This is a genomic window from Embleya sp. NPDC056575 (assembly GCF_042793325.1).
Lineage (GTDB): Bacteria > Actinomycetota > Actinomycetes > Streptomycetales > Streptomycetaceae > Embleya.
In genome coordinates, this window is the sequence record NZ_JBHTVA010000045.1 from 55,641 (window position 1) to 70,958 (window position 15,318).

The window sequence follows — 15,318 nt, forward strand, 5'->3', positions numbered from 1 at the left end:
GGAAACCCCTCAGGAGCACCCTTGAGTCGTTCCGCCGGCTCCGCCCGCAGGCGTACCTCCGCCCGGGCGGGGAGGGGCGGCAGCCGCCCCGGCCCGTCCCTGCGCTCGCTCGTCCCGCAGGCCCTGGTGGTCGCCGTCCTGGTCGGCGGCACCACCGCCTTCGTCGCCTACGACAAGACGGTCAAGCTCGTCGTCGACGGCGAGGAGCGCACCGTGCACACGTTCGCCTCCGACGTCTCCGGGCTGCTCGACCGCCAGGACGTCAAGGTCGGCGAGCACGACATCGTCGCGCCCGGCCGCAAGGCGGGCATCGAGGACGGCGACCGCATCGCGGTGCGCTACGGCCGCCTGCTGACCCTGACCGTCGACGGCCGGCCGCAGCAGATCTGGGTGACCGCGAAGTCGGTGTCCGAGGCGCTGGAGCAGGTCGGGGTGCGGGCCGACGGCGCCTACCTGTCCGTCTCGCGCGATCTGCCGATCGGCCGGCAGGGGCTCAACCTGGACGTGCGCACCGAACGCGCGATCACCTTCCTGGTCGACGGCAGGACCATCCCGCTGCGGACCAACGCGGCCACCGTGCAGGCCGCCCTGGACCAGGCGGGCATCGCGATAGGGCCGCAGGACCGGATGGACGTGCCGACCGACGCGTACCCGCAGCAGGGGCAGACCATCTCGATCCTGCGGGTCACCGGCAGCACGGTCACCAAGGACGAGAAGCTTCCGTTCAAGACGGTCAAGCAGGACGACCCGACCCAGTTCAAGGGCACCGAGGAGGTCGCCACCAAGGGCGTGGTCGGGCTGAAGCAGATCACCTACTCCTACGAGACGATCAACGGCGTCAAGCAGGAGCCGCGCAAGGTCTCGGAGAAGGTGATCAAGGAGCCGGTCACCCAGATCGTCAAGGTCGGCACCAAGGAGATGCCGAACTCGGTGGCCGGGGCCGACCAGCTCAACTGGAACGCGCTCGCGCAGTGCGAGTCGGGCGGCCGGGCGAACGTGGTGGACGGGTCGGGGACCTATCACGGGCTCTACCAGTTCGACGCGCAGACCTGGCAGTCGATGGGCGGCACCGGGGTGGCCAGTCAGGCACCCGCGTCCGAGCAGACATATCGGGCAAAGCTCATGTATGTCCAGCGCGGGGCGAGTCCGTGGCCGCTGTGCGGCAGTAGGCTCTTCTCGTGAGTGATCTTCCCGCGGGACCGGGACTCCTCGGTGCCGCGGACATCCGTGCGCTCGCCGAGGCCCTGGGTGTGCGCCCGACCAAGCAGCTCGGCCAGAACTTCGTGATCGACGCCAACACGGTGCGCCGCATCGTGCGCACCGCCGGGGTGCGGCCCGACGACGTGGTCGTCGAGATCGGCCCCGGCCTCGGCTCGTTGACCCTGGCCCTGCTCGAGAGCGCCGCGCGGGTGGTCGCGATCGAGATCGACCCGGTCCTGGCCCGGCACCTGCCGACCACGATCGCGGCCCGGATGCCGGAGCGGGCGGCCGACTTCGCGCTGGTGCACGCCGACGCCATGACGGTCGCCGAGCTGCCCGGCCCGGCGCCCACCGCGCTGGTGGCGAACCTGCCCTACAACGTCTCGGTGCCGGTGCTGCTGCACATGCTCCAGACGTTCCCCTCGCTCGATCGACTCCTGGTGATGGTGCAGTCGGAGGTGGCCGACCGGCTCGCGGCCACGCCCGGCGGCAAGGTGTACGGGGTGCCGTCGGTCAAGGCCGCCTGGTACGCGGACGTCAAACGCGCGGGCGCGATCGGGCGCAACGTGTTCTGGCCCGCGCCCAACGTCGACTCCGGCCTGGTGTCGTTCGTCCGCCGCGATCCGCCGCCGACCACCGCGACCCGCGCGGAGGTGTTCGCGGTGGTGGACGCGGCCTTCGCGCAGCGGCGCAAGACGCTGCGGGCGGCGCTGGCGGGCTGGGCCGGCTCGGCGGCCGGGGCCGAGGAGGCGCTGCGCGCGGCCGGGATCGATCCGCGCACGCGCGGCGAGGCGCTGGGGGTGGCGGAGTTCGCCCGGATCGCCGAGCACCGGCCCGACAGCCGGCCCGACAACCGCCCCGCAGGTGCCCCGAACGAGCCCCGCGACTGAGGACCCGGTGCCGCCGTCGATACCATCGGCGACAGTGCCGGGGAGTTCGCACGGCCCGTGTCCGAAGAGGCCCGACAGGGCCACGAAGGAGTTCCACCAGCCGTGTCTTCCGTCACCGTCAGCGTTCCCGCGAAGGTCAATCTGCAGCTCGCGGTCGGTGGCGTGCGGCCCGACGGCTTCCACGAGCTGGTCAGCGTCTTCCACGCCGTGTCGCTGTACGACGAGGTCACCGTCACGCCGGCGGACCGGCTCACGGTGACGTGTGAGGGCGAGGGCGTCGGCGACGTCCCGCTGGACCACAACAACCTGGCCGCGCGCGCGGCGATCCTGCTCGCCGACCGGCTCGGCCGCGAGCCGAACGTGGGCATCCACATCCGCAAGGGCATCCCGGTCGCGGGCGGCATGGCCGGCGGCAGCGCGGACGCCGCGGCCACGCTGCTCGCGTGCGACACGCTGTGGCGCGGCGACACCCCGCGCCCGATGTTGCGCCGGCTCGGCGCGGAGCTGGGCAGCGACGTACCGTTCTCCGACCTCGGCGGGACCGCGATCGGCACCGGGCGGGGCGAGCGGCTGGCGTCGGTGCCGACCACGGCGCGCTTCCACTGGGTCTTCGCGCTCGCCGACGGCGGGCTGTCCACGCCCGCCGTCTACGGCGAGTGCGACCGGCTGCGCGAGGTGGCCGGCGAGCCGGTCGGGCCGCCGGAGCCGCGGGCCGAGCTGATCGCCGCGCTGCGGGCGGGCGACGCGCGCGCGTTGGGCGCGAACCTGGTCAACGATCTGCAACCGGCCGCACTGTCGCTGCGGCCCGCGCTGGCCGCGACGCTCGCGGCGGGGATGGCCGCGGGCGCCGTCGGTTCGCTGGTCTCCGGCTCCGGACCCACCTGCGCGTTCCTGGCGCCGGACCGGGAGACGGGCCGGCGAGTGGCCGAGCGGCTGACCGGATCGGGCACCTGCCGGGCCGCGCGGGTCGCGTTCGGCGCGGTGCCCGGGGCGCGGGTGCTGCCGCGCCGGGTCGTTCCGGTGGAGCGCGAGAACACGGTGTAGTGGAGACCGTTAGGCTTGGTCGAATGCGAGCGTTGCGGTATGGCGGTTCGGTCTGATGGCGAACCTGGTCAATCTTGAGTCAGTCGGCAAGGCGTACGTCATGCGCACCCTGCTCGACGAAGTGTCACTCGGCGTGGCCGAGGGCGACCGGATCGGGGTCGTGGGTCGCAACGGTGACGGCAAGACCACGCTGATCCGGGTGATGGCCCAGCGGGAACCGGTCGATTCGGGCCGGGTCACCCACGTGGGCGGACTGAGCCTGGGCATCCTCAGCCAGCAGGACGACCTCGACCCGACGGCCACCGTACGGCGCGAGATCGTCGGCGACCGGCCCGAGCACGAGTGGGCGGGCGACGCGCGCATCCGCGACGTGCTGACCGGGCTGTTCGGCGGGTTGTCCATGCCCGGCTTCGAGAGCGGCATCGACTCGGTGATCGGCCCGCTGTCCGGCGGCGAGCGGCGCCGGATCGCGCTGGCCAAGCTGCTGATCGAAGAGCACGACTTGATCATCCTCGACGAGCCGACCAACCACCTCGACGTCGAGGGCATCGCCTGGCTGGCCGGACACCTCAAGACCCGGCGCTCCGCGCTCGTCGTGGTCACCCACGACCGCTGGTTCCTGGACGAGGTCTGCACCCGTACGTGGGACGTGCAGGGCGGCAAGGTGCACGACTACGAGGGCGGCTACTCGGCGTACGTCCTGGCCCGCGCCGAGCGCGCGCGGATCGCGAGCACCGAGGAGACCAAGCGGCAGAACCTGGTCCGCAAGGAGCTGGCCTGGCTGCGCCGCGGTGCCCCCGCGCGCACCTCCAAGCCCAAGTTCCGGATCGAGGCGGCGAACGAGCTGATCGCCGACGAGCCGCCGCCGCGCGACACCCTCGCGCTGCGCGGCTTCGCCAACGCGCGCCTGGGCAAGACCGTGTTCGAACTGCTCGACGTACGGATCGAGGCGGGCCCCAAGACCCTCCTGGAGCACCTGACCTGGAACCTGGGCCCGGGCGACCGGATCGGCCTGGTCGGGGTCAACGGCGCGGGCAAGACCTCGCTGCTGCGCGCGCTCAAGGACGCGGCCTACGAGGACCGCCAACCCGCCGCGGGCAAGATCGTGGTCGGGCGCACCGTCAAGCTCGCCTACCTCTCCCAGGAGGTCGTCGAACTGCCGGGCACGCTGCGCGTGTTGGAGGCGGTCTCCCAGGTGCGCGAGCGGGTCGAGATCGGCAAGGGCAAGGAGCTGACCGCCGGTCAGCTGTGCGAGCAGTTCGGCTTCACCGGCGAGAAGCAGTGGACGCCCGTTTCCGACCTGTCCGGCGGCGAGCGGCGCCGGTTGCAGCTGCTGCGGCTGCTGATGGACGAGCCGAACGTGCTGTTCATGGACGAGCCGACCAACGACCTCGACATCGAGACGCTGACCCAGTTGGAGGACCTGCTCGACGGCTGGCCGGGCTCGCTGGTGATCGTCAGCCACGACCGCTACTTCGTCGAGCGCACCACCGACACGGTGCTCGCGCTGCTCGGCGACCGCACGTTGCGGATGTTGCCGGGCGGCATCGAGGAATACCTCCAGCGCCGGCACGCCGTCGTCGAGGCGGGTGCCACCGCCGCCGCGCCGGTCCGCCGCAGCGGCGGGGACACCCGGGCGGCGAAGAAGGAACTCCAGCGGGTCGAGCGGCAGTTGACCAAGCTGGCCGACCGGGAGAAGAAGGTGCACGACGGCCTGGCCGAGCACGCCACCGACTTCGACAAGGTCTCCGCGCTCGACGCCGAACTGCGCGCGATCCGGGACGAGCGGGACGAGTTGGAGATGCGCTGGCTGGAACTGGCCGAAGAGGCCGAATAGTTCGTAGCGGGAGACCCGGCGATGGGATATGTCGGGTATTCCGCGCGTTCGTGGTTCACCGAATCGATACCCGGTTACCGTCCGAAGCGAGGGTTTACCCCGTACCCATCGGTCATATCGGCTGGGTAGTCTGGGGACTACTGATACGGGTGCGCCGCGATGCGCCGCCTCGGACGCGGGGCACGCGCGGTGTGTTGGTAACTAGCTGCGTGGTGACGGGGTGAGGTGTCGGCTCCACGCACGGGGGAGTGTGGCAGATGGTGCTCATTGCGGATACCGGTGACGGCGGGCCCGTGGGGGTCTCGTCGTCGGACATGCGGGCGCTGTCCGTCGGTCTGGAATCGATGGTGCAGTTCCAAAAGGACGTCCAGCGCGCGCTGGACGACCTGGACGCATCCACCGCGGCACCGCACAAGCTGGTGGACAACCGCGTCGAGTTGGACGCCTCGGGCAACTTCGGCGAGGCGATCCGGCTGTGGTCGGCCTACGTCGACGTGCGCTCGGAGCTGATCGACCTGTCGACGCAGCTCAAGCGCCAGATCGAGGCGATGCAGATGACCGTCCAGTACGTGCGGGGCACGTACGAGGGCAACGAGGCGGAGTTCACCGCCAAGTACAAGGCTCTGCAACAGGACTACGCGAACAACGCGCCGGCTCCCGCGCCGCCGGCGAAGACCCCCTGAGTGGGGTCCGATCCGATGTGACGGGAACTACGGGGACGGGGTGACGAGATGGTTGCGGACGCGGGCGGTGGCGGTGGGTGGGGAGACGGTCCCACCAAGTTCGACGAGTTTTCGCACGAGGCGCTGAAGAGCATGATCGACGGCGCGCGACCCGCCGAACTGACGGCGTCGGGAAAGGCGTTGCTCGATGCCAAGGAGACGCTGGAGACGCTGACGACGGCGTTGGAGACGCGGATCAGCCGACTGGAGTGGAAGGGCAAGTCGGCCGACGGCTTCCGCGACTGGGCCGGCAAGGTCATGGTCGCGACGCGCAAGTTCGCCGAGCACTCGGGCGCGGTCGGCACCGCGATGGACCACGCGGGCAGCGAGTTGAGCTTCGCGCTGCTGACCATGCCGGAGGTGCCGGCGAACGCCAAGGTCATCGTGGACAGCAACGGTGACAGGAAGCTGCTGTGCCAACCCGGCGACAGCCCCGACAAGAAGGTCCTGGTCGAGTCGGCCAAGACCGAGTTGGAGAAGGCGCGCCAGGAGGCCATCCGGCGGATGGAGAGCCTGGGCAGCACCTACACGGTGACCACCGAGACGCTGGCCAAGGCACCGGCGGTGGAATTCCCGCCGCTGCCCGCGCTGCCGCAGGTGACGCACAACGGGGGCCGCGATACGACCGGCGGCCCTCGGCGGACGGGAAACAACTCGACGGTGCGGACCACGACGGGCCGTGACGGCGGGACGCTGATCCCCGGGCACGGGCCCAACGGGGACGGCGGTGTGGTGTACTCCGGCTCCGACGGCTCGGGTTCGGGCGGTTCGGGGTCCGGGGGCGTCGGGGGTCCCGGTGGCTACGTGCCGCCGGTCGGTACCGATCTCCAGGGCACCGGTCCGTTCCAGAACGGGTCCACACCGGTGTTGGACGGTCCCCCCGGCCCGACGGGTCCCGGTCTGCCCGGTCCCGGTGGCAGCGGTCCCTTCCAGCAGAATCCGCCCGGTGGTCTGCCCGGCGGCTTCCCGCCGGCGCTGGGCGGCGGCAAGGTCGGCATTCCGCCCGGCGGCAAGACGGGGGTCACCAAGGCCCAGTTGACCTCGAACCCGCTTCCCGGAAACGGGCGCAATCCCAACGCCCAGTCGTCGACCGAGCCGGTCACCGGCGGTCGGCCCTTCGGGCGCGGTCCGGGCGGCGGCGGTGGCGGCGAGCATCCGTCCGGCGGTCGTTTCGGCGGCAAGCCCGGGGGAGCGGGTGGACGCCGGTTCACCGGGCAGAGCGGTGGCGTGGTCGGCGGCACTCCGCGCACCGCGAGCGGGGCGGGCCAGTTCTCCTCCGGCGGCACCGGTCTGGCCGGGCGGGCCGGCGCGGGCGCGGGCGGCGGGGAGCGCGACCAGCGCAACCGGCGGCAGCGCGCCGACTACCTGCGCGAGGAGGAGGAGACGTGGGTGGGCGACCGCACCGCGGCTCCGCCGGTGGTGGATTGATCGGTCGGTAGGACTCGGGATCGGCCCCATCCGCGTGTGTCGCGGGTGGGGCCGATTTTCGTGCTCGGGGAACGGAAAGGGTGGGGCCCGGATTTCGTGCCCGGGGAACGGAAGGAGACGTGGCGGAGGCGGGCGGCGTTCCCTCGCGCAAACGGCAAACACCAAACTCTCGGGCGTTTGGGCAAAACCGCGACGGCGGCCCGAGGCGGGCCGTACGCTGAATCCCGAGTGCCGGTGGTTGCCCGCGCGGCTGTTGGTCCACCCGATGCGCCTGGGCCGCAAGTGACGCCGTGATCGTGGGGCCGTCGGGGTTGTGGGGGCAATAGGGGCAGTTGCGTACGACCGCCGGGGTGGGCGTGGTGCGACGAGGCGGGACGCCTGGCTGCACCGGCGTGTCGGTGCCGCGTGTGTTCGGTGCACGATCCGAGGCCGATCACGCTGCTCCTGACCGAGGGGGGGCTTGATGGGTCGGAGTTCGGCAGCGACGGACATGTTCGGAGCGGGTCTGCGGACCCTGGTCGTGGGGGCCGGGTCGGCGGGCAGCGCGTTGGCGAGGGATTTGTTGCGGACGCCCGATTTCGGGTTGCGTCCGATCGGATTTCTCGACGACGATCCCGAAAAGGACGGGGTCCGGGTCGCCGACGCGGACAATCCACAACATCTGCTTCCGGTCCTGGGCGGTCTCGACGCCCTGACCGACGTGGCATTGGAGCATGGCATCGAGGTGGTCGTCCTGGCCATCCCGGGCCTTCCGCACGAGGAGTTCCGCAAGGTCGCCGCCGGCGCGGCCGCGATCGGCGCCGCCGTGCGGTATCTGCCGTCCTTCCTGGTCGCGTTGCGGCGCGACGTGGTCGGCAGCGACATGCGCATGCTCGACGTCAACCGGCTGATCGGTCGGCAGGAACTGCACGTGGTCTCGGCGTCGGTGCGCGAGGTGATCGCGGGGCGCCGGGTGCTGATCACCGGCGCCGGCGGCTCGATCGGCAGCGAGCTGTGCCGGCAGGTGTACGGCTTCGGACCGAGCCGGATGTACATGCTCGACCACGACGAGTCCAACCTCCACCGGTTGCAACTCGACGTGTGGGGCGAGGCGTTGCTCGACGACGAGTCGTTGGTCATCGCGGACATCCGGGATCGGCCGCGGATCGAGCAGCTCTTCCGTGAACTCAAGCCGGAGGTGGTCTTCCACGCCGCCGCGCACAAGCACCTGCCGCTGTTGGAGCGGCATCCGTGCGAGGCGGTGAAGTCCAATGTGCTGGGTACGGAGAACCTGGTCCGGGCGGCCCTGGACATCGGGGTCGAGCGCTTCGTGCTGATCTCCACCGACAAGGCGGCGGATCCGGTCTCGGTGCTCGGTGCCACCAAGCGGCTGGCCGAGCTGATCGTGCAGGCGAACACGCAGGCGCCCGGGGTGTTCGCGGGTGTGCGGTTCGGCAACGTGCTGGGCAGCCGCGGCTCGCTGCTGTCCGTACTGGCCGAGCAGTTGCGCGCCGGCGGCCCGGTCACCGTCACGCATCCCGACGTCACCCGGTTCTTCATGACCATCGAAGAGGCCGTCGGGCTGGTCCTGGAGGCGGGTCGGATGGCCCAGGGCGGGGAGATCTTCGTCCTCGACATGGGCGAGCCGGTACGGATCGTGGACCTGGTGCACAAGTTCGCCGAACAGGTGAACCTGCCCGACGTGCCGATCCGGTTCACCGGTCTGCGGCCCGGCGAGAAGCTCAACGAGGCGCTGTTCGCCGCCGGCGAGGAACGACTGCCCACCGAGCATCGGCGGATCCAGGCGACGGTGCCGCCGGGCCAGGCCCTGGACGCGGTGGTCCGGCTGCCGGAGCTGTACGAGGCGGCGGCGGTCAACGACACCAAGGCGGTGCGGGCGCTGCTGACCGAGCTGCTGCCGGGGTACAGGACGCCGGCGCCGAGCGTGGCCGAGGTGGTGTCCGCACCGTATCCGGACGACTTCTAGACGGTTTCCGAACACCGTTGGGACGGTAATCCCGTGACCGGTGGGGTGGGAGGCGCAGTACGGTGGCGGTGAGGCCCCTGTGCTGCGAAAGGCGGATCCTCCGTGATCGACCCCGAACTGAAGACGGCCCTGGACGCGATGCTCGGCGACCCGGAGCACTGGGTGCACGTGGGCACGGTGACCCCGACGGGGGAGCCGCACGTGACCCCGGTGATGCTGGCGTACGACGACGAGTACCTCTACCTCAGCCTCACCGGTCGCACCAAGAAGGCGAACCTGGAACACGATCCGCGGGTGTGCCTGTCGATGGCGCGCGACGGCGACATCGCGCACGTCATCGTGTGGGGCGAGGTCGCCATGCGCGAGGACGAATGGGCGCAGGAGCGCTGGGAATTCGCGATGCGGCACATCCTGGGCGAGGCGGGGCTGGCGCAACAGCAGCGCCCGCTGTCCCGGGAGGGCACCAGCCTGGGCGTGGTCACCCCCAAGCGCTGGCGGGTGTTCGGTCTGGGTCCGGGGCCGGGATCATGACGTCGCTTCGGCGGCGCCGGGCCGCCTCCTCGTCCACGGCGTGTTGGATCCCGGCCTGGGCGAACAGCACCGAGGCCACGTAGCACGGCAGGGCGATCAACCCGGCGACCGGCACCACGTCCTCGGCCCGCATCAGGCCCATGGCGATCCCGAGCAGCGCGAGGCTCAACGGCAACCAGCGCCGCCATGCCGCGAGTTCGTACATCCGGGCGACCGTGCCCGCGCGGACGAGAACGCCCCCGCCGGCCACGGAGACGAAGAGAATCGCGAACAACTCCACGCGGAACCAAGCCCTTTCCGGCTTGTGACTGAAAACGATTGATCCCAGCAAACCAGAAGTGGCCGGAAAGTGCCGCCTGTTACGGCGCGGGTGAGCCTTCGGGTTTGTTGGCGGGTGGGTGCGCGGGGCGGTGCGGTGGACGGGTGTGGTGGCCGGGTGCGGTGGTCGGCCCCGCGTGAGTCCGGCATGGGCCTTGCCGGTGTGCCGCGCGTGCTCCGCACGGTCCGCGGGTCGGTGTGGGGCGGCCGACGGCCGGTGATGTCGCGCATTGGTGTCCGGTTTGCCGGGTTCGACGAGTGGATACTGTCGAACCGGGAGGCCCGTGGTGACAGGCGGTACCGACGTGGTGGCGGATGTGTGGATCCTCGATCGGCCCGACCGGACCGAGCGCACCGGCACGTCCGGGGAGACGGCGGCGCTCGGCGCCGAACTGAGCGAACGCGGGCTGCGGGTCGAGGCGGTCGACTGGGCCGGCCTGACCCCGAGTTGTCTGCCGGCGGGTGTACTGCGCGAGGACGGGCGGTTCGAGGTACCCCGGCTCGCGGTGGTGTGTTCCCGGGTGCTCACCCGCCATCCGACGGGTCATCTGGCCGACGAACTCGCCTGGCTCGGGCTCCTGGCCGACGCCGGCGCTCGCCTGGTCAACCCCGCGGGCAGCCTGGGCGCCTACGACAACAAGGTGCGCCAGATCGCGGCACTGGCCTCGGCCGGGCTGCCGGTGCCGGCCACGCGGGTGGCGCGTACCCCCGAAGACGTGGACGCCTGTCTCGCCGAGTGGCGGGACGTGGTGGTCAAGCCGCCCTATGGGCACGCGTCGGTCGACGTCGTGCGCCTGCGGGCGGCGGGCGGCGACAGTCCGCACGCCGGAGGGCTCGGTACCCGCCCGGGAATCCTGGTGTGGCATCTGTTGGAACGCCACCGGGCACTGTGTGTGCAGCGCTTCGTCACCAACCCCGGGCGCGACCTGCGGATCGTGGTCATCGGGTCGCAGGTCGTGGCGTGCTACTGCCACGTGAACACCGCACCCGACGGCAACACCCACCACCCGCTCTACCCGCACGGCTGGGCCGCGGCCGAACTCCCGCCCCGGGTCGAGAAACTGGCGCTGCGCGCGACCGCGACGCTCGGGCTCGACATCGCGTCGGTGGATCTGCTGGAGGGGCCCGACGGTCCCGTGATCATCGAGGTGAATCCGAGCATCTCGCGGTGGCGATCGATCGAAGGAACCGAGTACGACCGCTCGCCGCACGGGATCACGCACGCCTACGCGGATTTGTTGTGCGGTCTGCTGTGCGCGTGAACGGCGGCGTGGGCCGGCCGCCCGTCCGGGCCGGTCGGTCACGAAGGTCAGGAGGACCGGCATCGTGCCCGCGACAACGCGTCATTCCCCGCGCCGTCCACCCGCGGGGCCCGGATCCCATGTCTGGCCGGGTCTCGACGAGTCCTTCGCGCGACATACGGCTCGGCTGGCGCATACGCCGCAGGGCCGGGAGCTGACCCGTTCCCTGGTCCTGCGGGACGGGCTCGCCCAACGGCCGCGCCCGCTGGGGCCGCCGCTGTGCCTGCGGCCGGGACTGCGACCGGAACTGGACGCCTTCCTCGCCGCGTACCACCGGCTGATCGAGACGATCCTGAGCGCGTACGACCACGATCCGCGACTGCGCCGTGTGCTCACCGTGCCGGAGCCGCTGCGCGAGGAGGTCGCCGCGGCGCGCGATCACCGCGTACATCTGATGCGGCTGGACCTGCTGCCCCATCCCGACGGAGGGTTGCGGGTACTGGAGACCAACGCGAACTGTCCCGCCGGCCTCACCGCTGCGGGCCGGGGCCGGGCCGCCTGGCGGGTGCTGCTGACCCGGCACGGGGTCGCGCTGCCCGCGCCGCTGCCTGCCGACGTGCCCACCTGGACCGGAAGTTGGCTGGCCGATCTGGCGCTGCGGCACACCGGGGTCCGACCGCGCTCGGTCGCCCTGCTGTGTCCGCGGGGGGCCAATCGCAACGAGATAAACGACTACGAGGCCGGTCTGATGGCGATCGGGATCCGCGTGGTGCACGCCGATCCGCGCGAGCTGCGTACCGACCCCGGTGGTACCACCGTCGTGGACGGGGAGCCGGTCGCGCACGCCTACGCGAAGATCTCGACGCGGGACCTGCTGCGGATGGGCGCCGACGCGCTGCCGTACCTGCGGGCGGTGCGGAAGCGGAGCCTGTTCGTCCAGAACGGGCTGCGCGGCCGATTCCTCGGGGACAACAAGCTCTGCCTGGCCGTGTTGTCGGACCCGCAGTTCGCCGGCCTGTTCGGCGCGGCCGACCACCGACGCGTGCGGCCGGCCATCCCTTGGTCACGCAACATCGCGCTGTGCGACGGCGCCGTTCTGCGCGCCGTGGGCCGTGACCGGGAACGATACGTCCTCAAGCACCCGCTCGACACCCGAGGTCGCGGGGTCGTCATCGGCCGGGAATCCCCGGACGCCGCGTGGGCCGGCGCCGTGGAGCACGCCCGCGCATCCGGCTGGCTGGTCCAGGAGTACGTGCCCGCCCCGCGCGCACCCGCCACCCCGAACGGGTCGGGCCGACGTCACGACCTCGCCCTGGGCGCCGTCGACGGCCGCCTGGTCTCCGCCTTCGCCCGCACCGGCCACGACGCACGCCTGAACGTGGCGCGCTCGGGCCGGTTGCATCCGGTCTACCTGTGACGGTGGGGCGGGCGTGGGCCGGTGTGGGCCGGGTGTGCGTCAGCCGCCTTGGCCGGCGCTGCCCATGGGGCCGACGGTGACGGCGGAGCCGGTGCCGTCGGTGACGGGGAGGGTGGCGGCGCCGGGCCAGGGGATGTCGGCGGCCTTGGTCTCTCCGGGCGGGGTGACGAGCAGGCCGGTGATGCGGACGCCGGAGCCGCCGGAGTCGTTGCTCGGGTAGTGGATGCCGAAGGAGATCGAGGTGTCGCGCTTGAGGGTGATGGGGAAGACGGGTTCGCTGGTGCGCTTGGCGGAGATCGGTCCGGCGGTGGTCTTGAGGTCGACGCCGGCGAAGCCGTACATGGAGCAGTCGCCGGCGAGGTTGTTGAGGGTGACGGCGACGGTGCGGTTGCCGTCGCCGTCGATGGTGACGTCGTCGGCGAGGAAACTGAGGTCGTCGGTGCGGCACTTGGCGGGGCCGCCGCCGGAGTTGCCGGTGGCCTTGTTCGGCGTGACGGTCTTCCCGGAGTCCTTGACGACGGAGCCGGAGCCGGTCGTGCCGGAGCCGGTGGAGCCGGTGGAGCCGGTTCCGGTGGTGTTCGCGCCGGCCTGGTTGCCGCCGGTGGTCGCGGCGCCGGACGACTGCTGGGTGACGGACTGGCCCGCCGGAGCGGCTGCGGGCGGGTTGCCCTGCGCGGCGTTGCCCGAGTCGGTGCCCTGGCACGCCGTCATCATCATCGCGCCGCCGACGACGGCGGCGGAGAGGAGGAAGGCCCTGCTGCGGTTCCCGAACATGTGAACGTCCCCTTGGTGTCCGTTGATCGAAGCCCGGGGCCGGCGAGGCCCCGCGGTGCTTGCTCGATCACTATTGCGAGGCCGAACGGCCGGGCGATACGGGAGTCGTCGACCCACGACGGCGCTGTCACAGACCGGTGACATGGTCACCAAAGAGAACAGCGAGCCCCGACACAGCCCTCTTCGACCCCACCCCAACACCACGTTTGCCCTGGTGACACCCCACGGGCCGGTCCCCGGCCGCAGGTGTTACAGAAGGTTGGTCGCCCGACGCGGACCCCCGAAATCCCGCGCCGGAGCTCGCAATCATGTGCAACAGCCCATTCGCCGCCCCACAATCCGCGCTTCCCGCAGGCCAGTTGTGCAGTCCACACTCAGCGCGGACGGACTCCGTCGAGGAGCCCACACCACGAGCTTGAAGCAATGGCCCAAGCCTTCAACTCCCCTTCCCGGCCCCTCGCGTTACACGGCGAAAACCGACCGGCAGCGGCGGGGAGGGGGTGAAGGGTCGGGTCGGGTCCGCCGGGATGCCTTCCCGGGTGGGTCGGGCGTTCCCGGCGGGCGTTGCGCTTGTGGTTGCGGGTGGCCGGTGCGGGACGGGTCAGAGTCGGTGGTGGGCCGCCGCCAGCGTGCGGGGCTCCGAGACCCGAAGCCCCCGACGAGACGGGCGGGTTGCTCGGCGAAAACCAGCTGGCAGCGGGGGAGCGGGAGGGCGACCCGGTTAGGTCCGCCGGCGAGCCTTCCCGAGTGGGTCGGGCAGGGCATTTCAAGGGCGTCAGGAGTGGAGTTGGGGTTCGAAACCGGATCGCGATGGATGGTTGTGGGCTTCGACCTCCGGTGACCTGCGGTTTTGTGGGGTCGGGGTGGAAAGTCGGGCGTCGAGTGCCGGTTTCGTGCGCTCCGACCCCCTCAACGCCGCCTTGAAGACCAAACCGCCCGACCGCAGCCGACTCCGGGCGCTGCGACCCAACAGAGGCCGTTGACGAGACCGAAAGTGCCTAGCGGTGGCCGAAACCGGATCCCGAGGCACCTCAAACGCTCCCTCTTTACGCTGACCTGCGGTTTCCTTTCCCGCCAAGGCCACGGCACCCTACGTGGTCCGGTTCTGCGAATTCTCGCCCCCCACACGCGCATCGCACCTCAAATGCCCTGCCAAACCCCCTCGGAAAGGCTCCTCGCCAGCTCGACCGGGCCGCCGCTCCCCGTCGCTGCCAACTGGTCTTCGCCGAGCAACGCGCCCGTCTCGTCGGGGGCTTCGGGTCTCGGAGCCCCGCACGCCGGCGGCGGCCCATCACCGACTCTGGCCCGCCCCGCACCAGCCATCCGCAACCACGAGCGCAACGCTCGCCGGGAACGCCCGACCCACCCGGGAAGGCGCCCCGGCGGACTCGACCCGACCCCTCACCCTCCCCGCCGCTGCCGGTCGGTTTTCGCCGAGCAACGCGTCCGTCTCGCCGGGAGCTTCGGGTCTTGGAGCCCGGCGCGCTGGCGGCGGCCCATCACCGACTCTGGCCGGCCCCGCACCAGCCACTCGCAACCCAAGGCGCAACGCTCGCCGGGAACGCCCGACCCACTCGGGAAGGCGCCCCGGCGGACCCGACCCGACTCCTCACCCTCCCCGCCGCTGCCGGTCGGTTTTCGCCGAGCAACGCGCCCGTTTCGCCGAGAGACCGCAGTCTTGGAGCCCCGCGCGCTGGCGGCGGCCCACCATCGACTCTGGCCGGCCCCGCACCAGCCACTCGCAACCCAAGGCGCAACGCTCGCCGGGAAGGCCCGACCCACCCGGGAAGGCGCCCCGGCCGACACAACCCGTCCCTTCACCCCCCTCCCCGCCGCTGCCGGCCGGTTTTCGGTGAGCAACGCGCCCGTTTCGCCGAGAGACCGCAGTCTTGGAGCCCCGCGCGCTGGCGGCGGCCCACCATCGACTCTGGCCGGCCCCGCACCAGCCAC

General features: G+C 71.5%; 12 protein-coding genes. 10 read left to right on the forward strand and 2 right to left on the reverse strand.

Features of this window, described 5'->3' with window-relative positions:
• The first annotated feature begins 21 nt into the window (after positions 1 to 21).
• The 8 genes from ACFRCG_RS30955 to ACFRCG_RS30990 all read left to right on the forward strand — a co-directional run bounded on the left by ACFRCG_RS30955 (position 22) and on the right by ACFRCG_RS30990 (position 9,618).
• Positions 22 to 1,182, forward strand: a complete 1,161-nt coding sequence (locus tag ACFRCG_RS30955; RefSeq protein ID WP_380037517.1) for a ubiquitin-like domain-containing protein — start codon at positions 22 to 24, stop codon at positions 1,180 to 1,182.
• On the forward strand, positions 1,179 to 2,090 hold the full coding sequence (gene rsmA, locus ACFRCG_RS30960; protein ID WP_380014085.1) for a 16S rRNA (adenine(1518)-N(6)/adenine(1519)-N(6))-dimethyltransferase RsmA: 912 nt from the start codon (positions 1,179 to 1,181) through the stop codon (positions 2,088 to 2,090). Before ACFRCG_RS30955 ends, rsmA begins: the two co-directional genes overlap by 4 nt.
• A gap of 102 nt (positions 2,091 to 2,192) precedes the next feature.
• Complete coding sequence (locus tag ACFRCG_RS30965; protein WP_380037519.1) at positions 2,193 to 3,134, forward strand: 4-(cytidine 5'-diphospho)-2-C-methyl-D-erythritol kinase; 942 nt, start codon at positions 2,193 to 2,195, stop codon at positions 3,132 to 3,134.
• Positions 3,135 to 3,186: 52 nt separating this feature from the next.
• Positions 3,187 to 4,971: an ABC-F family ATP-binding cassette domain-containing protein gene (locus ACFRCG_RS30970; protein ID WP_380014301.1), complete on the forward strand. Its 1,785-nt coding sequence runs from the start codon at positions 3,187 to 3,189 to the stop codon at positions 4,969 to 4,971.
• A 257-nt stretch (positions 4,972 to 5,228) separates the two neighbouring features.
• The gene (locus ACFRCG_RS30975) at positions 5,229 to 5,654 is read left to right on the forward strand and encodes a hypothetical protein (RefSeq protein WP_380037521.1); all 426 of its coding nucleotides are present in this window, start codon (positions 5,229 to 5,231) and stop codon (positions 5,652 to 5,654) included.
• A gap of 48 nt (positions 5,655 to 5,702) precedes the next feature.
• Positions 5,703 to 7,121, forward strand: a complete 1,419-nt coding sequence (locus ACFRCG_RS30980) for a WXG100 family type VII secretion target (RefSeq protein WP_380037523.1) — start codon at positions 5,703 to 5,705, stop codon at positions 7,119 to 7,121.
• 463 nt (positions 7,122 to 7,584) lie between these two features.
• Positions 7,585 to 9,087 carry a polysaccharide biosynthesis protein gene (locus ACFRCG_RS30985; protein WP_380037525.1) on the forward strand — a complete coding sequence of 501 codons (1,503 nt, stop codon included), beginning with the start codon at positions 7,585 to 7,587 and terminating at the stop codon, positions 9,085 to 9,087.
• A gap of 102 nt (positions 9,088 to 9,189) precedes the next feature.
• The gene (locus ACFRCG_RS30990; protein ID WP_078975872.1) at positions 9,190 to 9,618 is read left to right on the forward strand and encodes a pyridoxamine 5'-phosphate oxidase family protein; all 429 of its coding nucleotides are present in this window, start codon (positions 9,190 to 9,192) and stop codon (positions 9,616 to 9,618) included.
• Here the strand turns inward: ACFRCG_RS30990 and ACFRCG_RS30995 are convergent.
• Entirely contained in the window at positions 9,566 to 9,898 is a 333-nt protein-coding gene (locus tag ACFRCG_RS30995) for a hypothetical protein (RefSeq protein WP_380037527.1), read from the reverse strand. The two genes, ACFRCG_RS30990 and ACFRCG_RS30995, sit on opposite strands and share 53 nt — an antisense overlap.
• A 325-nt stretch (positions 9,899 to 10,223) precedes the next feature.
• Between ACFRCG_RS30995 and ACFRCG_RS31000 the strand changes: the two genes are divergently transcribed.
• Together ACFRCG_RS31000 and ACFRCG_RS31005 are read left to right on the forward strand one after the other, a co-directional pair.
• Positions 10,224 to 11,198, forward strand: coding sequence for a RimK family alpha-L-glutamate ligase (locus tag ACFRCG_RS31000; RefSeq protein WP_380037529.1), 975 nt, complete (start codon positions 10,224 to 10,226; stop codon positions 11,196 to 11,198).
• Between the two features lie 64 nt (positions 11,199 to 11,262).
• Entirely contained in the window at positions 11,263 to 12,594 is a 1,332-nt protein-coding gene (locus ACFRCG_RS31005) for a hypothetical protein (protein WP_380037531.1), read from the forward strand.
• Between the two features lie 39 nt (positions 12,595 to 12,633).
• Here ACFRCG_RS31005 and ACFRCG_RS31010 read toward each other — a convergent pair whose 3' ends face one another.
• A complete protein-coding gene (locus ACFRCG_RS31010) occupies positions 12,634 to 13,368 on the reverse strand; it encodes a DUF4232 domain-containing protein (protein WP_380037533.1) in 735 nt (244 codons plus the stop codon).
• Positions 13,369 to 15,318: the final 1,950 nt, after the last annotated feature.